Source organism: Algoriphagus yeomjeoni (assembly GCF_003259505.1).
GTDB classification, from domain to species: domain Bacteria; phylum Bacteroidota; class Bacteroidia; order Cytophagales; family Cyclobacteriaceae; genus Algoriphagus; species Algoriphagus yeomjeoni.
The window spans coordinates 236,989-259,519 of the sequence record NZ_QLLK01000001.1 but is presented as its reverse complement, the minus strand read 5'-3'; the positions used below and the strand labels follow the sequence as shown (position 1 = coordinate 259,519).

The following is a 22,531-nucleotide window of genomic DNA, read 5'->3' as shown; positions in this document are numbered from 1 at the left end:
AACACTTGTAAAGTGACTATTTCGATCACCAATTACAGGTCTGTCTACTTCTATTAACATTAGTAGATCGTTTTACAAAAAAAGGCTTTTTATCTCAATAATTCGGAATATCTGGAAATAGCGCACTTTTTCATTTATAATATTCTGTGATACTTGAATATTTGCTTAAATAATTTGTGATGCATGCATAACTTTTTTCCAATATAGTATGCATGCATACAATATTTTTTGTAGATTAGTATTCCTCATTAATTGAAGAATTCTGTAGAGATGAAAAGAGAAGAAACAGTTGATTACCATATTAAAAGTGCCTGGCATGCGATCTCAAGAATGTACAATCAGCAAGCTGCAGAGGAGGGATTTACCACAGCCATTGGCTTTGTACTCATCAATATCAATTCTACAGAGGGTACGCCTGCCACCAAAATTGCCCCAAAACTAGGTCTTGAGACTAGAAGTTTGACTAGAATGCTTAAAACAATGGAGGAAAAAGGTATGATTTATAAAATGCCTGATCCAGTTGATAAGCGTTCTGTGCGGATTTTTCTTACAGACGAAGGGAAAAGGAAGAAGCAAATTTCAGTTAATACTATTCGGGAATTTAACGAACAGGTCAGAGAAATCGTAAGCGAAGAAGAGCTTCAGGATTTCTTCAAAGTATTTGAGAAAATTCAGCTGGTGATCGATCAAGTTCAGACCGCCAAAGGAATAGATGTCAACAAACCAATATTTGAACTATAAACCATATAAGACCACAAGGTAGCCACTACCAAAAGCCCAAAATTATGAAGAGAACCATTAAGAAAATTGCCATTTTAGGTTCGGGTGTTATGGGATCCAGAATTGCTTGTCACTTTGCCAATATAGGCGTGCAGGTGCTTTTATTGGACATAGTACCCTTTGAACTTACCGAGCAAGAACAGAAAAAAGGACTGACCAAAGAAGATCCTATGGTCAGGAATAGAATTGTTACGGAGGCCTTAGCTTCCACATTGAAATCTAATCCTTCTGCGATTTACGATAAGTCATTTGCTTCCAGAATTACTACTGGAAATTTTGATGATGACCTGCCGAAAATCAAAGATTACGATTGGGTGATGGAAGTCATCGTCGAGAGACTGGATATCAAGCAGTCACTTTTTGAGAAAGTAGAGAAACATAGAAAGCCAGGCACACTAATTACTTCAAATACCTCAGGAATTCCAATGCACATGATGTGCGAAGGCAGATCAGAAGACTTTCAGGAGAATTTTGCCGGGACACACTTTTTCAATCCTCCGCGCTATTTACGCTTATTAGAAATCATTCCTGGTCCAAAATCCAAGCAGGAAAACATTGATTTCCTCATGGAATATGGAGACAAGTTCCTTGGGAAAGAAACAGTGCTATGTAAGGATACACCCGCCTTTATTGCCAATAGAATAGGCGTATACGCGATTATTTCCGGTATGCATACCATTGAAAAAATGGGCCTAGGTGTATCAGAAGTCGATAAATTGACTGGTACGCTAATAGGTAGAGCGAAATCTGCCACATTCCGAACCATGGACGTCGTTGGTTTGGATACGACGGTAAATGTGGCTAATAACTTATACAAAGCCTTACCTAATGATGAGTCTCGGGAGAAGTTCAAGCTTCCGAAAATCATGCAGGTTCTTTATGAGAAAAAATGGCTGGGTGACAAGACTGGATCTGGATACTTCAATATGATCCGTCACAAAGATGGATCGAAGGAACTGAAGGAAATCGATTTTGAAACCTTTGAGTACAAGGATTTAGAAAAACCAAAATTCAAAGCATTAGAAGCAGCGAAGGAGTTTGAAGACTTGAAAAAGCGTATCAAATTCTTGGTGAATTTTGAGGATAAAGCTGGTGAGTTCTATAGAGCTACTTTTTATGATTTGTTCAGATACTGCTCAAATCGAATTCCAGAAATAGCAGATGAATTATTCAGAATTGACCAAGCCGTTTGTGCTGGTTTCGGATGGGAGCTTGGACCTTTCGAAAACTGGGATTTACTCGGTGTCAAGGAAACTGTAGAGAAAATGGAAGCTGCTGGGGAAAAGCCGGCTGCTTGGGTTTATGAAATGCTTGAAGCTGGAAATGAAACCTTCTACAAAGTAGAAAACGGCAAGAAGCACTACTACGACATTCCGAGCAAGTCCTATAAGGAAGTGCCAGGCATGGACGATTTCATTATCCTTGACACACTCAAATCTGCTGGAAAAGTAATTTGGAATAATGCAGGAGCTTCTGTTTATGACTTGGGTGATGATGTAATTGGCTTGGAATTCCATACCAAAATGAATTCCATGGGACAAGAGGTCATTGAAGGAATTAACACAGCAATAGGAATGGCTGAGAAATCTCACAAAGGTCTCGTCGTAGGAAATGAAGGCGCAAATTTCTCTGCAGGAGCAAACCTAGCTATGCTATTTATGTTCGCTGGAGATCAGGATTTCGATGAGATCAATTTGATGATTGCGCAATTCCAAAACACGATGATGCGGGCGAGGTATTCCTCAGTTCCTGTTGTAGTTGCGCCACACAATATGGCTTTGGGAGGTGGTTGTGAACTTTCACTCCACTCAGATCACATTCAGGCGCATGCAGAATTGTACATGGGATTGGTGGAAGTAGGAGTAGGATTGATTCCTGCTGGTGGCGGTACCAAAGAGATGACATTGAGATTTTCCAATGCCGTGAAATCCGGAGATGTTGAGTTGAATCGCTTGCAGGATGCATTTATGAATATCGCGATGGCGAAAGTCTCTACCTCAGCTGAGGAAGCTAGGAGTTTGGGTTATTTGAGAAAAGACGACGGGATTACTTTGAATCGTATGCGTCAATTAGCAGAAGCAAAAACTAAGGTTCTTTCCTTGCACGAAGCGGGCTACACTCAGCCAATTGAGCAGACAGATATTCGAGTTCTCGGAAAAGAGTCGCTGGCACTTTTCGAAGCAGGTATCACAGGAATGAGGTATGGTGCATATATCTCGGAGCATGATGCCTTAATTGCTAAAAAACTAGCATACGTAATGTCTGGAGGAGATTTATCCTCACCAACTGAGGTATCAGAGCGATACTTATTGGATTTGGAGCGTGAAGCATTCTTGAGTCTTACCGGTGAAAAGAAAACACTAGAGAGAATCCATAGCATATTGTTCAAAGGCAAACCGCTTAGGAATTAAGTAGCAAGAGTTAAGTATCAAGTAGCAAGACATAAGTAGCAAGATTGTAGAATCAAGACTTTAGATATAAACAAAGAAACTATGCACAATTTCAAAGAGCTCAAAGTATGGCAGAAGTCAGTTGATTTTGCTGTAAAAATCTACTCGGTCACAAAGGCATATCCGACTGAAGAAAAGTTTGGCTTGGTTTCTCAAATGAGGAGGGCTGGTGTATCCATACCTTCAAATATTGCCGAAGGCTGCGCAAAGACTTCAGGGAAATCGTTCGTCAACTCTTTGGAAATCAGTCTTGGTGAAAGTTTTGAATTGGAAACTCAAATGATCATTTCACAGCGTGTCGGAATTCTTGATGCAGAGACTGCAAAGGAAATGGAAAATGATCTTACAGAAGTTCAAAGAATGATTATGGGTCTTAAAACTTCAATCGAAGCAAAATCTTGATACTAACTACTTGATACTTGATACTCTTTATTCCCAAATAACTAATTAATACAAAAAAACATGGAAGCATATATAGTAAATGGATATAGATCAGCGGTTGGAAAAGCCAAAAAAGGTGGCTTTAGATTCTACCGACCGGATGATCTCGCTGCAGATGTAATCAAGCATTTGGTAGCTAACACGCCAGGTCTGGAAACCAAAATGGTGGATGACCTCATTGTCGGAAACGCTGTTCCCGAGGCAGAACAAGGAATGCAAATGGGCAGAATGATTTCTCTTCTTGCTTTGGGAGTACAAAACCCAGGTTTTATCGTCAACCGTTATTGCGGGTCGGGGATCGAAGCTATAGCCTTGGCAGTAGGAAAAGTGAAAGCTGGAATGGCAGATTGCATCATTGCCGGTGGGACAGAATCTATGTCCATGGTGCCGATGATGGGATATAAGACCGTATTGAATTACAAAATAGCGACTGAGCATCCTTCGTATTACATCAGCATGGGATTAACAGCTGAAGAACTTGCAGCTGAGTATAGCATTACCCGTGAGGATTCGGATGCCTTTTCTGTAAAGTCTCATGAGAAAGCTATTGAAGCTATCAAATCAGGCAAATTCAAGGATGAAATCGTGCCTGTGGAAGTCGAGGAAACTTACCTGGATGAAAAAGGCAAAAAGAAAACCAGAAAGCAAGTAATCGATACGGATGAAGGCCCAAGACCTGGGACGACTATGGATGTGCTTTCGGGATTGAAACCAGCATTTAAAAATAAAGGACAAGTGACCGCGGGAAATTCTTCCCAGACTTCGGATGGAGCAGCTTTCGTGGTTGTGATGTCTGAGCGATTAATGAAGTCTTTGAATCTTGACCCAATTGCACGGTTGATGTCATACAGTGCGGCTGGAGTTGATCCGAGAATCATGGGAATAGGCCCAAAACTAGCCGTTCCAAAAGCATTGGATCAAGCGGGACTAAGTCTGAATGATATTGATTTGATCGAGCTGAACGAGGCTTTTGCTGCGCAAAGCTTGGCAGTGATCAAAGCGTTGGATCTCAATCCAGACATCGTGAATGTGAACGGTGGAGCTGTAGCATTAGGTCACCCACTGGGATGTACCGGAGCAAAGCTTTCCGTGCAAATGTTCAACGAACTCAGACGCCAGAATAAAAAGTATGGCTTGGTCACAGCTTGTGTTGGCGGCGGCCAGGGTGTCGCTGGGGTGTACGAACTGCTTAAATAGAAAGTCCTACCCACTTCATCATTCAAAATTCAGCATTCGACATTCTGAATTTTTGAACTTTTCAATATCGAATGATGAATGAGAAATGATGAATAATGAAATCCGATGCTAAGTCTCATGTCTTACGTCTAAAATCTTAAGTCTTAAAAATAATGGCCACAAAATCAACCCAAGGAGGAGAATTCCTCATCAAGGAAACGGATGCACAAGACATCTTTATTCCTGCAGAATTTACCGAAGAACAACGAATGATGGCTCAAGCCTGTCAGGATTTCATTGACACAGAGATCACCCCGTTTGCGCAGGAGATCGATAGTATGAAAGATCCTAATTTGGTTCCTACTATTTTCAAAAAAGCAGGAGATCTTGGTCTTCTGGGAATTACTGTTCCAGAAGAATACGGAGGAATGGGTATGAGTTTCAATACCTCTATGCTGATCGCCGATATCATCGGTGCTGCAGGATCATTCTCTACGACTTATGGTGCACACACCGGAATCGGTACACTACCGATTTTGTACTATGGCACAGAAGAGCAAAAGAAAAAGTACCTTCCAAAGCTTGCTACTGGCGAATGGGCGGCTTGTTATTGCCTCACAGAGCCAGACGCCGGTTCAGATGCCAATAGCGGCAAGACTAAAGCTACACTTTCAGAAGATGGTAAAACCTATCTTTTGAATGGTCAGAAAATGTGGATCTCAAATGCAGGTTTTGCGGAATTGTTCATTGTTTTTGCAAAAATAGGAGACGATAAAAACTTGACTTGTTTTATCGTAGAGAAGTCTTTTGGTGGAATCACGATGAATGAGGAGGAGAAAAAACTGGGAATCAAAGGTTCATCTACTCGCCAGGTTTTCTTCAACGATTGTCCAGTTCCGGTTGAGAATATGCTTTCTGACCGTCAGAACGGTTTCAAAATCGCCGTGAATATCCTGAACATCGGTAGAGTAAAACTTGGAGCAGGAGTTCTTGGAGGAGTTCGAACCGTGACTACTAACGCGGTGAAGTACTCAACTGAGCGAAAACAATTTGGAGTAAGCATCAATTCATTCGGTGCCATCAAATCCAAACTTGCCGAGATGGCGACCAAATCCTATGTTTCCGAAGCACTTTGCTATAGAGCTGGTCAGGACATTGAAAACAAGATAGATGCGCTAATCGAAGAGGGCATTGATGTAAACGAAGCCAAACTGAAAGGCGTGGAAGCCTTTGCGATTGAATGTGCTATCGCAAAGGTGCAGTGCTCTGAAGTGTTGGATTACGTGGTTGATCAGGGGGTACAGATATACGGAGGTATGGGCTATTCTGCAGATGCGCCTATGGAGCGTGCATATCGGGATGCCAGAATTTCTAGGATTTATGAGGGTACCAACGAAATCAATCGCATGCTAATGGTTGGAATGCTGTTGAAGCGTGCGATGAAGGGGGAGATCAACATTTTCGATCCTGCGATGGCCGTTTCCAAAGAACTGACGTCTGTTCCATCCTTTGAGACTATTGATACTTCAGAGCTTTTCGCAGCGGAGAAAGAAGTGCTGAAAAAGCTGAAGAAAGTATTCCTGATGGTAGGAGGAAAAGCAGCAATGGCTTTACAGGATAAAATCGAAGATGAGCAGGAAATCATGATGAACCTTGCTGATGTGATGATCGAAATCTATGCGAGTGAATCAGCGATTCTTCGTACCGAGAAATTGGTTTCTATAAAAGGCGAAGAGGCTTGCAAGAATCAAATTGCGATGGCTCAGATCTATCTTTCAGAAGCCGTTGACAAAATAAATACTGCCGCGAAAGAGGCTATAGGTAGCTTCACCAAAGGCGATGAGCAAAAAGTGATGCTGATGGGATTGAAGCGATTTACAAAATCAGAACTGTATAATACCAAAGAGCTGAGAAGACAAATTGCTGATTATATGATCGATCAGGGGAAATATCCATTCTAAGTTGTGATAAGTTGAGTACCTAAGCCTCCGAATTGAAAGAGTTCGGAGGCTTTTTTTATACAAAAAAGTGTAACTTATAAATCTTCTAAACTATTGAAATTCAATAAATAAGACTTTAAACCCTAAAGAAATGAAAAGAGTCTATTTGGTGATTATCCTAGGATTTGTTGGACTGGTGGTTGCAATGCAGCTATTGAAACCTGATCCGGTAAAAGATTTATTAAATTCTTTAAGCCCTGAGCAAAAAGGGAAAGTGATCTATGACTTGGATGATCCCAAGAAACAAGAATGGCATTTTTTCCCAAGTACCATGTTCAATCGTGAGGGTTTGCCACTTAAAGAGATGAATGCTGCACAGAAAAAACTTGCTCATTCTGTATTGAAATCTATGCTTTCAAAATCTGGATATGAGAAAACGTTGGAAATAATGGAGTTGGAAAATGTCCTTAGAAGTATGGGTCAGGATACCGTTATGCGTGATCCAGGCAAATATTTTATGAGTTTTTACGGAGATCCTATTAATGAAGACCTTTGGTCAATGTCATTTGAAGGGCATCATCTTTCGTTGAATTTTACCGTCAGTGGCGATGAAGTGATTGCTTCACCTAGATTTTTTGGTGCCAATCCTGCGATGATTCCTGAAGGACCTAGAAAAGGCGACAGAACATTAGCAACTGAAGAAGATCTTGGGTTTGAATTGATCAACGCTCTTGATGCTTCTCAGCAACAAAAAGCGATTTTTCAAACTGAATCTTTCAAAGACATCGTGTCTGGAAATTTGCCGGAAATAGATCCAATGAAGCCTGTGGGAATCAACTATTCTGAGTTAAAACCAGACCAGCAAAAACAGTTGATTGGAATCATAGATCTGTATTTGTCGAATATGCCGAGTAAAATAGCTAGTGAAAGAAGGCAAAAAGTAATGGATGAGGACTTGTCAGATTTGTATTTTGGATGGGTTGGTGCTAAGGCTTTAGGATCAGCTCATTACTATAGAATCCAGGCGAAGACCTTTTTGATCGAATTTGATAATTCTCAGAACAATGCCAATCATATCCATACGGTTTGGCGGGATTTCGAAAGCGATTTTGGTAGAGACCTGATTCGGGAGCATATGGCTAAAGCACATTCACATTAATCTAAACCTTACAAAAGCCTCCGAATATACCATTTCGGAGGCTTTTTTCTATAATTTCAATCTTTAAGAACTAAGAACAGAATAGTGAATAAGGCAGAAAAGGATTTTATAGAGCCATTCAAAATTGTTGGAATTTGAGTAAGGAGATAGTTTTTGTATTGATATTTTTATCGCAATGAAATAGTTCTCCAAGCTGATTGAGAGATAAAAAATTCATCCTAACTTAACAGGAATCAGTTACAACATTTCTCCCATGAACTATGGCTAAGCAACCAGAAGGTAAACCAAAGAACGACAAGACTGCGGCTACCAAAACGTTAAAAGAAAAGCGTGCTGCAAAGGCCGCTAAAAAGGAAAGTAAGAAAAATAATTAATTACCAAACGGAGGCAACTAGCCTCCGTTTTTTTTTGATTTCGGGTAGTGGAACCAAACCATATATTTTTCTTGGCCATAGAATTAGCCTATATTTGAACCAATTGCACGGGGTGCCTTCCTTATGGTGAGGCTGAGAAAATACCCGAATTACCTGATTTGGATCATGCCAACGTAGGGATGCTAAAGCCAGAAAACGCCTTTGTTTTCTCTTGGTTGTCTGACCGCAGGAAATGCAGTTAACATTTTTGCAACCAAAACTTCCTATGGAATTAGAGAAAAAGAACTTCGAATTACTGCCTGATGCGCAGAAAAACTGGCAAAATCGACCTGAATGGTTTTTTAATCGTGCGCACACCGATACTTATGAGCTTTGGTATGAAGGGCGTTATAAGCGGGCCGAAGTCTGGCAAAAGAAAGTCATGGAGCAGCTGGTGTCCAAAGACAAGCGGGTAAAAACACTTTTGGAATTCGGCTGTGGAACTACTCGCTTTACGCGCTGGTGGAAGGAAATTGGCATCAAGGCAACTGGAGGAGATATTTCTCCACTGATGCTTTCGCAGGCTATTCATTTGTTTGACGGTGATTTGGTGATGGCAGATTCCCATCACATGCCATTTAAAGACCACACGTTCGATTCACTTGCCTTCATCACTACGTTCGAATATTACAAAGATCCTGTGAAAGTGATTCGGGAATCTGCCCGTGTTGCCAAGTATGGTATTGCGATGGGAATGATGAATCGTAATTCTCCGAAAGTTCTTAGAAGAAGAGTTCAGCAGGTTTTTGGCAAAAACCCGTTCTACGTCACCGCTACTTTTTACACCCCAGCGATGCTTATTAAGATTATTGAAGAAGCTTTGGTTGGAAGAGATTACACGATTGAATGGTCATGCACTGGTCTTCCAAAGTGGTTTCCAGTCCAGCAATGGAGTGTTCCCTATGGTGACTTTTTCGGATTATATGTCAAACTCAATGATGTAGAATAATGGCAGATCAACTTGGTAAAATCAACTTCCAGGGATATGAGGATTTGCTCTCGGGTAGGTTTGGCGCTGCGCGCAAAGAGGTAATACAAGGACCCGCATTTGGTGTGGACGTTGCTATTACTTCACTTCCTGGAGGCTTGGCTTTGGCGGCGACTAGTGACCCGCTATCGTTGATTCCTTCATTGGGTTTGCAGGAATCAGCTTGGTTAAGTGTACACCTGATGGCAAACGATATGGCTACAACCGGCTTTGCGCCGCAATATGGACAGTTTGTTTTGAACCTTCCAGATACACTTTCTAAGGATGATTTCAATACTTATTGGAGTTTTATAGATCAATACTGTAAGGAAATAGGCGTCGCAATCACAGGGGGACATACAGGTTTTGTGAAAGGTCAAAATTCCACCTTTGCAGGTGGAGGTACCTTGCTGACAATTGCTCCGGAGGAAGAAATCGTTTGTGCTACCGGTGCCCAAGTTGGCGATTCCATTCTTATAACCAAGTCATGTGGATTGACAGCAACTGCAATTTTGGGGATGAGTTTTCCTGAAACTATCAAGCAAAAACTTGGGGTTGAAATTTACCATTCAGCATTCGAACAGTTTTACCAAACATCCTCGCTTCAAGATGCACTTTGCGCAGCTGGAACGGATAAGAAATACCCGGAAATCCACGCCATGCATGATGTCACTGAAGGTGGCGTGCTAGGAGCTATCTATGAAATGCTAGTTGCTTCTGAAAAAGGCGGTGAAATTGACATTGATCAGATACCTATCGGAAATGTTGCGGCTGCCATTTCAGGATTGTTTGGGCTGGATCCAAGATACTGCGTCGGTGCTGGATCCATGATCATTGCTTGCGATCCCGAAAAAGCAACTGATGTAATTTGCAGGCTAGCTTCTACAGGGATTCTCTGCACCGAAGTGGGTAAAATCACTGATGCTAAAGCTGGTATTCAAATTCAAAAATCCGGAGTCACCTCTCCCTTAGTCTATTTGGAAACTGACCCCTATTGGGCTGCTTATTTTAATGCTCTAAAAGAGGGATGGAAATGATACATGGAGCTAAAATAAATTCCGGAATTTACTTGGTGATAGATCCTTCTATGGAAGAGGGCCAACTGATAGAATCATTAGAAAAAGCTGTATCAGCGAAGCCTTGTGCACTTCAGATTTGGGATAATTTCAGCTCGCCTGAGCAGGTCCTTCCACTTATTTGTAAAATTAAGGCGAGCTCAAAAGGATCAGAAATTCCTATTCTCATCAATAACCATCCGGAATGGGCAGAACTGCTTGATCTCGATGGAGTGCATTTTGATGAATTGCCTCCCGATTATAATAAATTATTTCCAAAGCTAAAGCAGCAGCGAAAACTCATTGGAATGACGATCAATAATGACTTAGAGCTGATCCAAGAGGCTATTCAGGCCAAAGTAGATTACCTCTCCTTTTGCTCCATGTTCCCATCATCCACTGCAAATAGCTGTGATTTGGTGGAGTTCGAAACGGTTCAAAAAACAAGGAAACTCACCTCCATCCCAATTTTCCTAGCAGGAGGTATCTCTACTCAAAGTATCGCGCACCTAAAGCCCTTAGAATTTGATGGCATTGCTGTGATCTCTGGGGTCATGAAAGCTGCAGATCCGGGGAAAGCCATTTCTCAATACCAACATTTACTTAATGACTTAAAAAAATGAAACTAGAAACGATAGAAAAGCTCTGCTGTCCATTTGATAAGCATGATTTAACCTTAAAAATAATTCTGAAAGATACCCACGAAAATATCTTGGAAGGTTGGCTAAACTGCCCTAGTTGCGAGAGAATTTATCCCATCATCAAAGGTATTCCTATCATGAATCCAGATGAATATCGAGAGGCTCATTTGGAGCAGCCAGTATTGGATAGATGGCAAAATCAATTGGAAGGTAGAGAAATAAAGAATTTTAGGCTGAAAGAAAGCCTGACGAATACTTGAAGTCATTGAAAAACAGTATGGATGGTTCTATTATTTATAAGGAAAAAAGTAGCTTAGGAATACTTTTAAAACTTATCCATATATGATAAAGAGATGGTTTAAAAATGCCAAAAACTGGATATTAGCTAAGTTATTACTTATCTCCCCGGGTTCTTACGCATTTAAAGGCGCAGCCTTTGGGTTAATAGCATTCACAGTTCTATTGATTATCCTTAATGCTGTTATCTTCTCTTTTCAGATAGGCGATCCGTACTATTTACTTTTTGGTCTTGTGACAATCATTGTTTTGGCACTTCTTGGCGCGCTGGGAGTTTGGATTATTAAGCTCTTGTACCAAATCCCAAAGTGGTTCAAATTTGCGCTTCTCATGTGTTTGCCTATTCTGGCGATGATAGTTTATTTCCAAGTGGTACTTGTAGTAGGCTTGGCAATCCTCTTTTCTATTCTAGGAGCGAGTTATTTTATTTTTGTGCGATCGAGTTTCAAGAGGCTGACTACACCAAAAAAAGTGGTTGCCGCATTGGCTTTATGTATTGCTCTTTTTGGAATTGGAGCTTTAGCCTATTACTATTCTCTTACGGGCTTGGACGTAGATCCCATTGAAAATGCAGCTTTACTTTCCACTGATAAAATACCGGCGATTTTGGGAAAATCACCAGGAGAGACTGGAGAGTATTTGGTCAAAACAATCACTTATGGCAGTGGAAAAGACAGACATAGGCCTGAGTTTGCCGAGAAAGTAACCTATAATTTCTTAACAGATTCAGTGAATGGAGTGGCTTTTCTAGATAACTGGAGTGGCTTTTCTGGCTGGTGGCGGGAAAAATACTGGGGCTTTGATGATAAATCACTTCCAATCAATGGTCGCGTGTGGTACCCGGAAGGAAAAGGCCCATTCCCATTAGTTTTAGTGGTACATGGAAACCACAGCATGCAGGATTATTCTGATCCAGGATATGATTATCTAGGCGAATTATTGGCCTCCAGAGGGATGATTTTGGTTTCTGTCGATGAGAATTTCATCAATGGCTCTTGGACAGACATTAGGGAGGGCTTAAGCGAAGAAAATGATGCCCGTGGTTGGTTGCTCTTGGAGCACCTCAAGGTTTGGCATGATTGGAATGCTAGTTCGGACCATCCTTTTTTCAATAAAATAGACACAACAAAAATAGCTTTGATAGGACATTCCAGAGGCGGAGAAGCTGTAGCACATGCTGCTATGCTCAATGAATTGGATTTTTATCCAGACGATGCTTCTGTCAAGTTGGATTATCATTTTAACATACAATCAATTGTAGCCATCGCTCCTGTAGACGGTCAATATGAGCCAGGAAGTTCCAGAACTAAACTGAATGACATTAGCTATTTCGTAATTCATGGAGCTCAAGATGCGGATGTTTCATCCTTCATGGGATCTATGCAATATGAGCGAATCAGCTTTCAGGATTCAAGCTATCATTTCAAATCTGGCCTTTACGTCTATGGCGCCAATCATGGGCAGTTCAATACCTCCTGGGGGAAAAACGATACCGGAAATCCCTTTGTTGGCCTCCTGAATCTCAAGCAGCAACTGGACGATTCTACTCAGCAGGTGATTGCTAAAGTTTATATTTCAGCATTTCTTGAAGCTACTTTGCGCGGTAAAAAGGAGTATCTACCACTTTTTCTTGATGCCAGAAAAGGGAAAAATTGGTTGCCTGAAACGATTTATCTGAACCAGTTTGAAGATTCAAATCTGAAAACCTTGGCAAATTTTGATGAGGACTTTGATGTGAAAACGACATCTCTGGACTCCGGAAGCATCCAATCTGAAAATTTGAGTGTTTGGAGAGAAGCCGAAATTCAATTGAAATGGGCAAAGAAAGGCTCTAGAGCAGCATTTTTGGGGTGGAATTATGATGTGGAGGATAGTTTGAAAGATGAAAGAGCGAAGGATTTTGTGAATGATTCATTGATCGCTAGCTATAGCTTGAACTTTGACCCATTGGATTTTCAGCTGGACTCTACTAGTGTTTTGCAGTTCTCCATGGCTGAATCCACAGAGAGCTCAAATCCTAAAACTTCTGGAAAATGGATTAATGATAATAAAGAGAATAACGAGGAAGAGGAAGAAGAAAACGAGGAGGAAACTAATGCTGAAGCCCCTGAAGAAGAAGAGGAAAGTGAAGATGAGCCTGAAGAAAAGAATGCTGAAAAACCCCTCGACTTCACAATTCAATTAGTTGATTCTACAGGCCAATCGATTCAATTTTTACTGAGTGAGTTTTCTCCACTTCAGCGAGAGATAGCCGTTACGATCTGGAAATCTGATTTTATCAAAGGCGATAGTCAATCTGAAAAAGTCTTCCAGACGTTTTCATTTAACTTGGAGAAGCTAGCTAAACAAAACCCGAGCTTTACTCCTACTCAGCTTCGGACCATCAAGTTTGTCTTCGATCAAAGTACTTCAGGTGTGGTGGTCGTCGATAATATTGGGTTTAGCAGGGAATTTTAGGACAAAAAATCTCACTTCTGGCAAGTGAATAGTGTCAGGTCGAGCGAAGTCGAGAGCTCTTGTAACAAAGGCTTCAACTTAGCTCTGTCCGACATTTCAATTGCTTATCCTATTTAGATTAATCCTTCTTAACGGTAGTCGTATCAGGCTTCGCAGGCGGAGTACTTTTCGGAAAAAAGCCTTTCAGCAATTTCTTGGCTTCATCTACCGCTTTGTCTTTTGCTACGTCTACTTGCTTCTCCAGTTCCTTTTTCGCACTATCTTGAGCTACTTCTGATTTGGCTTTCAGGGCTTGCTTCATGCTATCCTGGGCTGCCTTGAATTGATCCGTTGCTTGGGTTTGGAGCGTTTGTGCTTCCCCACTGACTCTTGCTTTCAGGGCATTAGCCAGCAATGTTTCCATACTATTTCCACCGGCAAGTGAAATTTTTGGGGAATTGTATGTTCCGGATAGATTCAGTGCCAAAGGAATGGTGGAGTTTTCATCCGTCTGTGTCCCAGATATGGAGGCGAGAAGAGCATTGGCTTGAGAACCAAATTTTCCTGCTGGCACCTGCATATTTATCAGGTAATTTAATGAGCCATCAAATCCCGCAGTTCCTTGAACCTTTGCTTGGTAATCCCATAATTTCACATCAAAAGGCTTCACATCCATCACTCCATTTTCAATAGAAATAGGAATTGAGATGTTTTTCAATTGTAGCGTATTGATATCCTTCAGTTTGGTAAGGCTGGTGATTCCTTCCAGGATTTTACTGTCTTTCAGTGCTGTTTCTACCACTTTTAGTATGCCTTCCCCATCCAAGCTAGAGAGCAGTGGCATCATATTCTGCCCTAGTTTTCCTGAAAAACTCAAGTTGGAATTGAATTTACCGGTAAGATTTTGAGCAATTGGTGCAAAGGCCTTGATGGTGTTGAATGACTTGAATGCTTCTGCAATACTAAGCTCAGCAATATTCAAGTTGAAATTAAAAGCAGGAGCAGTCAAATCACGAGGGTCATATTTCCCTGTTAATCCAATAGTACCTCCCATGGTCTTCATCGATGCATCTGAAAAACTCAATACGCCATCGCTTAGTGCCATAGTTCCTTTTACTTCCTTCAGATTCATATCATCGTAGAGCACTTCATTAGCCGCAACGACCATGGAAAAATTAATGTTTTTAGGAAGCTCAATTACGGAAAGTTCAGCACTTGCTGTGTCGGTGGAGGCATTTTCAGTCATCCATTCATTCACGTTAAATCTGCTACTATTCAGTGATAGCTGGCCTTTTAGGGTTCCATTTTCTCCAAGCAAATAATCCATGTAATTGGAAAGTGATCCTGTTGCCTGAAGTGGACTTTCTCCGATTTTAGAGTCGAATTCTGTTAGATTAATCCGCTCCGGGTTGAACTCGGCTTTAGCTTTCGTAATCTGAATTCCTTGTGGAACATCTGTCGATGAATAGGTGAAATTACTGACATCCATGCTGCCACGAGTTTCTAATTGGTTGTAATTTTTAGCTTCTAAGGCTGCATATGATCCTTTCGTATTTATATTCGCATTGATGTGACCTTCCATAGTCATATCTACCACAGGGAAAATGGCTAGAATCTTTTTCAAATCCACTCCTCCCACGATTTCACCGTCCCAGATCAGCTTATCAAAATCACGGATTTTCATATTTCCGTTGATGGCTTCTCCTTCTAGCTCAAATCCAAAACGGCTCAAATCAACGAGAAAGTCTGTCATGCTTCCACTTGAATTTTGGACTTTGGCATTTATATTCAATTTTTCAATCGGCGCTGGATAATCCACGCTTTTCACATAGCCATTTGCCAAAAGTAACCTAGCGTTGATCGCAGGAATTACCCCTGCTACAGAATCATATCTGCCTTTAGCTGTGGCATCCAGATCCAGATTGCCCTTCATAGCTAGCCCTTCAATTGGGAAAATGGAGGTCAATTCCTCCAAGTCTAGCTTGCCTTTCAGAGCAGCATCAATCGTGTAGCTAACCAGATCGGATAAAAACAACTTTCCGGAAATCGGATTGCTTCCGAAGTCCAAATTGAATGTGGGAATGGAGACGGAAGTATTATCGATGTTGTCTGTCTCATTTTTGACCTGAAGATCAATATTTACGTTTTTTACAGGTCGCGGTAGGTCTGGATATTGGAACATTCCATCGGCTACTTTCAGCGAAATGTCGAAAGAAGGAATCTTTACATCATTATAAACCCCCTTAATAGTTCCATTGAAATCCATTGTTCCTGAAGTATTTAGGCTCGAAAAACTCTCAGAGTAAATACCTGGAACTAATGACAAAATGCTCTTAAACTCATTGTCTTTTCCATCAATGGAGACATCTACTTCTATGTCATCGTTCGGCATGGCTAAAAATCCATTCAGGCCAAAAAGAAAGTCATTCAGTTGAAAATCACCCTCGCCTAGCGTGAACTTCATGTTATTCATGTCAATATTCAGTAGCGTTTCTCCCTTGAAAGACTTGTTGGTTAAATAACTTACGTCTTCATAGGTAATATCAGCGATCAAGGCTTCCATTTCGATCGGGAGATCATAGACATCCGCTGTGAATTCACCCGAACCTTTAGCGTTGATTGCTCCCAAAGCCATGAAATAATCAAGCTGTCTATCATCATATACCAAATTTAGATCGCGGACCTCCATAGCGTCTATTCCTATCTGGAAATTGCTTTCCTTGTCTTCTGATGCTACTTCCTCTGAGGGAAAGGTGATGTCATAATTTGCAGTTCCATCTTCCAAAACTTTGATGTAGACGTTTCCACCATTTAGGTGAACACCCGTCAGGGTTGGATAGTCATCAAAAAGCACAGATTTCAAGTTGAAATCAACGGCAAATTCACGTAAGGACGCTAAGGTGTCATTTTCAAATGGAGCGTTTCCGACAATATCTAAATTAGTGATGCTTGCTGATACACTAGGGAAACTTCTAAACAGGCTTAAGCTCACATTATCAATGTCATAAATAACTTTTGCATTCACAGATTGGGCAATTTCCCGGTCAATTCGGGCAGCGATTTTGTCCTTGAATAGAAAGGGCACAGCAACTGCTGCAGCGATTAAAAATGTAAATACACCTAAAATGATGATCAGTGTCTTTTTCATAAATGGTTTTATTAAGCGAATAGGTGGGTTTGCTGGAATAAGTAGATTCCAAACAGGCATTAGATACGTAATTATCAGCCTTCACAGCCTAAATAGTTGCAAAATTTAAGCCGGGTGGCTTTCCAATTACCTTTTGGACTTCCCTTTCTGGAAAGAAACTAGCTTCAGGAATTCTTTTTAGGAACCTGGGAAAGAAATTCCTTTCACCCTGCGATAGAGGTTCAGGGCATATTTGTCTGTCATTCCAGAAATGAAATCTACCAGAGCACGAAGTAAAGGGTAAGGATTAACCTCAGCCCCCCAGCCTTTCATTGGGAAATCTGCTGGCAAAAGACGAAGGATACTTTTGTCTTGACCGGAAAAGTTCTCCGGGGCGTAAAACTGGTGATAAAGCGCTTTGGAAAATACCTCTAACAATCCTTCTAGGACTTGAAATCCTGCTGCTTCTTTTTCTAAAACTACTTGAGATCTATAGATTTTCTGAATAGAAACTTCGGTGATTTTATGCAAAGCTTTCGCAGAAGGAATAATATCGGTTAATGCCTTATCAAAATTCCCTTTGCACATACTTTCCTCATAGTTGGCAAAGACCTCTACACATTCGTTGATTAACTCCCCAATTGCTAAGGCGCGAAGTGCTCCCAGGTTTTGGGCTTCAGTTCGAGGTTCTTTGAGTTTTTTAGGGTCAAACTTGTCCTTGAGAATCGGAGCCAGAAGTTTTACAGTTTCCTCAAAGCTGACCAAACCTAGCGTACAGCCATCTTCAAGGTCGATAATACTGTAGCAAATATCATCGGCGGCTTCTACTAAGAAAGCTAAAGGGTGACGATACCAGCATTCCGGACTGGATTTTTCCATTCCCAAAACAGCCCCCATTTGCTCAAAATCAGCTGATTGGTTAATAAAAAACCCATATTTTTTCTGGCTTCTTCTTGCTATATCCCGCTGAGCGATCATGCTAGGTCGGGGATATTTGGTGAAAGCGGCTAAGGTTGCATATGTCAATTTCAATCCAAATTGCTTTGAAACCAGCATTCTAAACCCTTGTGCATTTCCTTCAAAGTTGCAGAGATCTGCTAATTGTTCTGTTCGCACGTGCGATTGCCAGCATTTTCCCGCAGGGTGAAACTTAAAGAAATCAGAAATAGCTTCCTCCCCAGCATGCCCAAATGGAGGATTTCCTATATCATGAGTTAAAGCGGCGGCTGCTACAATAGCACCTATTTCGAATGGGGTAATGCCTGTTTTATTCAACTGAGGGTACTTTTGCAGGAGCATCTCACCCGCAGCTTTACCCAGTGATCTTCCCACGCTTGATACTTCTAAACTATGGGTAAGTCTAGTATGAACGAATGCCTGCTCAGGTAGTGGGAAGACTTGAGTTTTATCTTGAAGGTTTCTAAAAGGCGACGAAAAAATTATTCGATCGTAATCAACCTCAAACTCACTTCTTACTACTTGTGTGGGTATAAATCCCGGATTATCACCAAATCTGCCTCTGGATAATAGGCGCTCCCATTTCATCATCCTCAAAAGTAATAAGCTCTGTAGACTTTACTTTTATTATTTGTTATTTTTGATATGGCACAGTCATTGGATTTATGCTACGGAAACTAAACTAAAACTAGTATGAAAAATTTATTTTCTTATCTCTCGATCATAGGAATGGCGTTGATCGCAATGGCATGTTCATCAAATGATGATAATCCGGCCAGTGGTTCTGCACGAGTGAATTTTTATTTGGTAGATGCTCCGGCATCTTATGATGAAGTTTGGGTAGAAGTTCTTGCGGTACGCGTCAAAGTTGATGATGATGGAATCGACGATGATGATATGGATGATGACGATGAGTCTTCATGGGTTGAGATCGTTTATGACGAAAGCCAGCCTATCAACCTTTTAGAATTGACTGGCGGAAACAGCGAATTACTAGGTTCTGAAGATTTTCCTGAAGGTGAAATCGATCAAATCAGATTGATACTCGGAGAAGATAATTATGTAATCAAAGATGGCGAGCGTTTTGAAATGAAAACTCCAAGTGCACAGCAAAGTGGCTTGAAAATAAAAGTAGATGAGGACATCGAAGGCGGAATGACTTATGATTTGATCATCGATTTTGATGCTGCCAAATCAATAGTAGAAGCGGGAAATTCAGGACAAATCATCCTCAAGCCAGTTTTGAGAGCGTATATAGACGAGGTATCAACCGGCCTTATGGGACAAGTCCTTCCTCTCGAAGCACAGCCTGTACAAGTAACTGCTTCAATTGGAGATGATTCGATGAATACTTTTGTAGATGCTGAAGGAAATTATAAAATCTCAGGATTGGACGATGGAACATACACGTTAACATTTACTCCAAATGAACTTTATGCTCCATTTGTGTTGGAAGGAGTTGTAGTGGAAGAAGGAAAGATGACTAATGTCAACCCAGTTACTTTAGTATTAAATTAAGACTACTAATAAAATTAAAGGTCAGCTTTGGCTGGCCTTTTTTTGTATCTAGGTATTCATGATTCCATGTATTGCAAACTTTTGGACTAAATTTACCCTGTGAAAAAACCATACTTTTATCTATTTCCAATTGCCTGTGTGTTTTTCTTCGCTTCATGTGAAGACCCTGATTCCAGTCCACGTTCCTTGCTCAATCTCATATTGGTGGATAGTCCGGCAAAATGGGATTCTGTGTTTGTGGAGATCGAAGGAGTAGATATAGAGGTTCTGGCCGATGGAAGAGAGACTCAGAGTCAGACATTTTTCTTTGAATATAAATCCGGAGACAAAAGGATTAAGGTTAGTGATTTGGTGGGGGGCAACGCTCTTCTCCTGGGAAGAAACGAACTGCCTGTAGGTCAAATTATCAATGCGAAAATCATTCTTGGTGATAATCACTCCATGTTTTTCAAGGAGAAAAGATATGTTTTGGCTCTTTCTGATCCTTCAAAAAATGAAATTTCTCTAGAAACGTCACTAGATATAGAACAAGGCATTTCCTATGATGTTTTGCTGGATTTGGATCTTGAAATGTCGATTATTCAAGCAACGGAATCTCCTTTAACCTACGAGTTTGACCCAAACTTTACTTTGGTAAATGGAATTGGTACTGTGGAAATCAGTGGATCGTTGAAGCCAACTGCGCTTTATCCAGCAGTTTATCTAAGTAATGACGAGGGTACAATTTCTACGCATCCAGATGCTTCTGGCAAATATTATTTCAGAGTTCAAGCGGGGTCTTATAAGATTTTCTTTGACCCTAAGGATGAGCTGTATCAAGACACTACTTTCGCTTCAAACTTAATAGTAAGTGAAGACACTGTGCTTATACCAATCACTTTTAAGAAAAAGCCTTGATGATTTCTGATGAACTTTACATTCGTCGAGCTCTCGAACTAGCTGAATTTGGCAGGGGAAAAGTTAGCCCAAACCCACTAGTAGGTTGTGTAATTGTCCATCAGGATAGAATTATTGGTGAGGGATATCATCAACGCTATGGTCAAGCTCATGCAGAGGTCAATGCAGTGAATTCTGTTGAAAATCAAGAATTATTAGCTGAAGCAACTGCTTATGTGACCTTAGAGCCCTGTGCGCACGTTGGCAAAACGCCTCCTTGTGCGAATCTTTTGGTAGAAAAAAAGGTGAAAAGAGTCGTGATTGCAGCTTTTGATACGAATCCATTGGTTGGAGGAAAAGGGATTCAGATTCTGAAGGACGCTGGAATCGAAGTCCAGACTGGGGTTTTAGAAAATGAAGCTAGAACGCAAAACAAGCGCTTTTTTACCCAGATCGAAAAGAAACGTCCCTATGTAATATTGAAGTGGGCTCAAACAGCCGATGGATTTGTGGCAAGGGAAGATTTCTCGTCCAAGTGGATCACAAATGCCTCCAGTCGCCAACTTGTACACAAATGGAGGGCTGAAGAAGATGCTATTATGGTTGGGAAAAACACTGCGAAATACGATGATCCAGCCTTGAATGTCCGAGATTGGGTAGGTAAAAACCCGCTGAGAATAGTCATAGACAGTAAGTTGGAGCTACCAAGTACGCTCAAATTATTTGATGAGGCTGTTCCTACCATTTGTTTTAATACACTGAAATCAGAAGTTCTAGGCACGTTAGAATTTGTTATGCTGAGAACAGGTTTTCAGGTATCGGATGTCCTGGAAGACCTGCACAAGCGTAATATTCAAAGCATAATCATCGAAGGTGGTAGCTATTTATTGAATAAATTTTTGGCTTCCGAACTATGGGACGAAGCTCGCGTGTTTACAAGTAGTAATAAATTTGGTAGTGGAATAGCAGCACCTATACCTCCTACCCCAGTTTCCGAGACTATTGAGATCTTGGACGATACCTTAAGAATTTACTATCATGTCTGAAAGTCTTTATATTCCTGAATCAGCGACTAAAGCTGAAAAGTACGAAGCGATTTTGCCACAGATCGAAGCATTGATCACTGGTGAGCCAGATCTTTATGCAAACCTTGCCAATATTTCTGCAGCGCTTAAAGAGGCATTTGGCTTCTTTTGGGTTGGGTTTTACCTGGTGAAAGAGAATCAATTGGTCTTAGGTCCATTTCAGGGGCCGATTGCCTGCACAAGAATTTCCTTGGGAAAAGGCGTTTGTGGGACAGCTTGGCAGGAAGCTAAAACTATCCTTGTTCCTGATGTAGATGCTTTTCCAGGACATATCGCCTGCAGCTCGGCATCTAAGTCCGAGATAGTTGTTCCGGTTTTCAGAGGAGGGTTGGTAGCAATGGTTTTAGATGTGGATTCCGATCAGCTGAATGATTTTGATTCGGTGGATCAGGAGTATTTGGAAAAGTTGATGGGGGTTCTCGAGGAGAGATTTTGATTGTTAGAGGCCGGAAACCCTCTCACAAAACCCCCTCACAATCTCCAAACTTTCTTCCTTTCGCTCTATCATCCCCAGATGACCGACATCTTCAAGTTCGAAATAGTAAGTAACAGCACTTTTATGTTTGCGACTAGCCACGATTTTTACAGCGCCGTCTTCTGTGCCAGCAATTAAAAGTTTCTGCCCTGAGAAGTTATTCAATACCTCAAATCCATCTTTACGATCACGCATGGCTTTGGTGTAGGCAATCAATCCATCCAAAGTGGATTGCTTTGCTTGAGCTATTGCTAAGTCAATTTCTGCTTGAAATTCATCTCTTTTATACTCAGGGATAAGTGGTGGCACAAAAGACGTGACAAATTTGTCCACACCATGTTTCTTCAAAAAAATGATCGTGCGATCTCTCATTCCCTTTTTCTCTTCATCATCTGCAAAGGCAGTGGAATGAAAAAGGCCAATAGCTTTGAGCTTTGAGCCCATCAATACGAGCAAAGCTAGCGTCACATATCCGCCTAGAGAATGTCCGATGACTATGGGGTTTTGGATATTATTTTCTTCCATCCACTCTTCCAATTGTACGGCTACTTCCTCTAAGGTATTTTGAGAAAGTGACATTGGGGATTTTCCGCAACCTGGCAGGTCAGGACAGATTACTCTGAATTCATTGGATAGGGCTTCGGCAAAGTCTTTCCACATTTCTCCGATTTCGCAGAAACCATGAATAAGGACAACAGGTTGCCCTTCGCCTTTTTCATAAAAACTTATTGAAGACAT

At 41.1% G+C, this 22,531-nt stretch carries 18 protein-coding genes and 1 riboswitch; of the genes, 15 read left to right on the top strand and 3 right to left on the bottom strand.

The window, feature by feature from the left end; translation table 11 throughout:
- The first annotated feature begins 270 nt into the window (after positions 1 to 270).
- The 11 genes from LV83_RS01050 to LV83_RS01000 all read left to right on the top strand — a co-directional run bounded on the left by LV83_RS01050 (position 271) and on the right by LV83_RS01000 (position 13,776).
- On the top strand, positions 271 to 741 hold the full coding sequence (locus tag LV83_RS01050) for a MarR family winged helix-turn-helix transcriptional regulator (RefSeq protein ID WP_111610091.1): 471 nt from the start codon (positions 271 to 273) through the stop codon (positions 739 to 741).
- Positions 742 to 785: 44 nt separating this feature from the next.
- Entirely contained in the window at positions 786 to 3,191 is a 2,406-nt protein-coding gene (locus tag LV83_RS01045; protein WP_111609666.1) for a 3-hydroxyacyl-CoA dehydrogenase/enoyl-CoA hydratase family protein, read from the top strand.
- An 81-nt stretch (positions 3,192 to 3,272) separates the two neighbouring features.
- Positions 3,273 to 3,632, top strand: coding sequence for a four helix bundle protein (locus LV83_RS01040; RefSeq protein WP_111609665.1), 360 nt, complete (start codon positions 3,273 to 3,275; stop codon positions 3,630 to 3,632).
- A gap of 60 nt (positions 3,633 to 3,692) precedes the next feature.
- On the top strand, positions 3,693 to 4,868 hold the full coding sequence (locus LV83_RS01035) for a thiolase family protein (RefSeq protein ID WP_111609664.1): 1,176 nt from the start codon (positions 3,693 to 3,695) through the stop codon (positions 4,866 to 4,868).
- A 152-nt stretch (positions 4,869 to 5,020) separates the two neighbouring features.
- Entirely contained in the window at positions 5,021 to 6,808 is a 1,788-nt protein-coding gene (locus LV83_RS01030; RefSeq protein WP_111609663.1) for an acyl-CoA dehydrogenase family protein, read from the top strand.
- A 130-nt stretch (positions 6,809 to 6,938) separates the two neighbouring features.
- Complete coding sequence (locus LV83_RS01025) at positions 6,939 to 7,946, top strand: DUF3500 domain-containing protein (RefSeq protein WP_111609662.1); 1,008 nt, start codon at positions 6,939 to 6,941, stop codon at positions 7,944 to 7,946.
- 472 nt (positions 7,947 to 8,418) lie between these two features.
- Positions 8,419 to 8,517: riboswitch (TPP riboswitch) on the top strand.
- 68 nt (positions 8,518 to 8,585) lie between these two features.
- On the top strand, positions 8,586 to 9,308 hold the full coding sequence (locus tag LV83_RS01020) for a class I SAM-dependent methyltransferase (RefSeq protein WP_111610090.1): 723 nt from the start codon (positions 8,586 to 8,588) through the stop codon (positions 9,306 to 9,308).
- A complete protein-coding gene (locus LV83_RS01015; protein WP_111609661.1) occupies positions 9,308 to 10,363 on the top strand; it encodes an AIR synthase family protein in 1,056 nt (351 codons plus the stop codon). Before LV83_RS01020 ends, LV83_RS01015 begins: the two co-directional genes overlap by 1 nt.
- A complete protein-coding gene (locus tag LV83_RS01010) occupies positions 10,354 to 11,004 on the top strand; it encodes a thiamine phosphate synthase (RefSeq protein WP_111609660.1) in 651 nt (216 codons plus the stop codon). The genes LV83_RS01015 and LV83_RS01010 overlap by 10 nt, the downstream gene beginning before the upstream one ends.
- Positions 11,001 to 11,282 (top strand): Trm112 family protein, encoded by a 282-nt coding sequence (locus LV83_RS01005; RefSeq protein WP_111609659.1) that lies wholly within the window; start codon positions 11,001 to 11,003, stop codon positions 11,280 to 11,282. Before LV83_RS01010 ends, LV83_RS01005 begins: the two co-directional genes overlap by 4 nt.
- 82 nt (positions 11,283 to 11,364) lie before the next feature.
- Positions 11,365 to 13,776: a poly(ethylene terephthalate) hydrolase family protein gene (locus tag LV83_RS01000; RefSeq protein WP_111609658.1), complete on the top strand. Its 2,412-nt coding sequence runs from the start codon at positions 11,365 to 11,367 to the stop codon at positions 13,774 to 13,776.
- Positions 13,777 to 13,894: 118 nt separating this feature from the next.
- Here the strand turns inward: LV83_RS01000 and LV83_RS00995 are convergent, their stop codons facing one another.
- Complete coding sequence (locus tag LV83_RS00995; RefSeq protein WP_111610089.1) at positions 13,895 to 16,903, bottom strand: AsmA-like C-terminal region-containing protein; 3,009 nt, start codon at positions 16,901 to 16,903, stop codon at positions 13,895 to 13,897.
- Positions 16,904 to 17,080: 177 nt separating this feature from the next.
- Positions 17,081 to 18,427, bottom strand: coding sequence for a dGTP triphosphohydrolase (gene dgt / locus LV83_RS00990; protein ID WP_111610088.1), 1,347 nt, complete (start codon positions 18,425 to 18,427; stop codon positions 17,081 to 17,083).
- A gap of 105 nt (positions 18,428 to 18,532) precedes the next feature.
- On the opposite strand from dgt, the gene LV83_RS00985 reads away from it, so the two are divergent.
- The 4 genes from LV83_RS00985 to LV83_RS00970 all read left to right on the top strand — a co-directional run bounded on the left by LV83_RS00985 (position 18,533) and on the right by LV83_RS00970 (position 21,754).
- A complete protein-coding gene (locus LV83_RS00985) occupies positions 18,533 to 19,357 on the top strand; it encodes a DUF4382 domain-containing protein (RefSeq protein WP_111609657.1) in 825 nt (274 codons plus the stop codon).
- A 99-nt stretch (positions 19,358 to 19,456) separates the two neighbouring features.
- The gene (locus tag LV83_RS00980) at positions 19,457 to 20,254 is read left to right on the top strand and encodes a DUF4382 domain-containing protein (protein ID WP_158530477.1); all 798 of its coding nucleotides are present in this window, start codon (positions 19,457 to 19,459) and stop codon (positions 20,252 to 20,254) included.
- Positions 20,254 to 21,279: a bifunctional diaminohydroxyphosphoribosylaminopyrimidine deaminase/5-amino-6-(5-phosphoribosylamino)uracil reductase RibD gene (gene ribD, locus LV83_RS00975; RefSeq protein WP_111609655.1), complete on the top strand. Its 1,026-nt coding sequence runs from the start codon at positions 20,254 to 20,256 to the stop codon at positions 21,277 to 21,279. The genes LV83_RS00980 and ribD overlap by 1 nt, the downstream gene beginning before the upstream one ends.
- Positions 21,272 to 21,754, top strand: a complete 483-nt coding sequence (locus tag LV83_RS00970) for a GAF domain-containing protein (protein WP_111609654.1) — start codon at positions 21,272 to 21,274, stop codon at positions 21,752 to 21,754. The genes ribD and LV83_RS00970 overlap by 8 nt, the downstream gene beginning before the upstream one ends.
- Before the next feature lie 3 nt (positions 21,755 to 21,757).
- On the opposite strand, the gene LV83_RS00965 is transcribed toward LV83_RS00970, so the two are convergent.
- On the bottom strand, positions 21,758 to 22,531 hold the full coding sequence (locus LV83_RS00965; protein ID WP_111609653.1) for an alpha/beta fold hydrolase: 774 nt from the start codon (positions 22,529 to 22,531) through the stop codon (positions 21,758 to 21,760).

Excerpts from the sequence above, each read along its gene's own strand:
- LV83_RS01015 (WP_111609661.1), top strand. The coding sequence starts at position 9,308 with ATGGCAGATCAACTTGGTAAAATCAACTTCCAGGGATATGAGGATTTG.
- LV83_RS01005 (WP_111609659.1), top strand. The coding sequence starts at position 11,001 with ATGAAACTAGAAACGATAGAAAAGCTCTGCTGTCCATTTGATAAGCAT.
- LV83_RS01020 (WP_111610090.1), top strand. The coding sequence starts at position 8,586 with ATGGAATTAGAGAAAAAGAACTTCGAATTACTGCCTGATGCGCAGAAA.
- LV83_RS00985 (WP_111609657.1), top strand. The coding sequence starts at position 18,533 with ATGAAAAATTTATTTTCTTATCTCTCGATCATAGGAATGGCGTTGATC.
- LV83_RS01040 (WP_111609665.1), top strand. The coding sequence starts at position 3,273 with ATGCACAATTTCAAAGAGCTCAAAGTATGGCAGAAGTCAGTTGATTTT.
- LV83_RS00965 (WP_111609653.1), bottom strand. The coding sequence starts at position 22,531 with ATGTCTTCAATAAGTTTTTATGAAAAAGGCGAAGGGCAACCTGTTGTC.
- LV83_RS01025 (WP_111609662.1), top strand. The coding sequence starts at position 6,939 with ATGAAAAGAGTCTATTTGGTGATTATCCTAGGATTTGTTGGACTGGTG.
- LV83_RS01035 (WP_111609664.1), top strand. The coding sequence starts at position 3,693 with ATGGAAGCATATATAGTAAATGGATATAGATCAGCGGTTGGAAAAGCC.
- LV83_RS01000 (WP_111609658.1), top strand. The coding sequence starts at position 11,365 with ATGATAAAGAGATGGTTTAAAAATGCCAAAAACTGGATATTAGCTAAG.
- LV83_RS00970 (WP_111609654.1), top strand. The coding sequence starts at position 21,272 with ATGTCTGAAAGTCTTTATATTCCTGAATCAGCGACTAAAGCTGAAAAG.
- LV83_RS00995 (WP_111610089.1), bottom strand. The coding sequence starts at position 16,903 with ATGAAAAAGACACTGATCATCATTTTAGGTGTATTTACATTTTTAATC.
- LV83_RS01050 (WP_111610091.1), top strand. The coding sequence starts at position 271 with ATGAAAAGAGAAGAAACAGTTGATTACCATATTAAAAGTGCCTGGCAT.
- LV83_RS01030 (WP_111609663.1), top strand. The coding sequence starts at position 5,021 with ATGGCCACAAAATCAACCCAAGGAGGAGAATTCCTCATCAAGGAAACG.
- LV83_RS01045 (WP_111609666.1), top strand. The coding sequence starts at position 786 with ATGAAGAGAACCATTAAGAAAATTGCCATTTTAGGTTCGGGTGTTATG.
- dgt (WP_111610088.1), bottom strand. The coding sequence starts at position 18,427 with ATGAAATGGGAGCGCCTATTATCCAGAGGCAGATTTGGTGATAATCCG.
- LV83_RS01010 (WP_111609660.1), top strand. The coding sequence starts at position 10,354 with ATGGAAATGATACATGGAGCTAAAATAAATTCCGGAATTTACTTGGTG.
- ribD (WP_111609655.1), top strand. The coding sequence starts at position 20,254 with ATGATTTCTGATGAACTTTACATTCGTCGAGCTCTCGAACTAGCTGAA.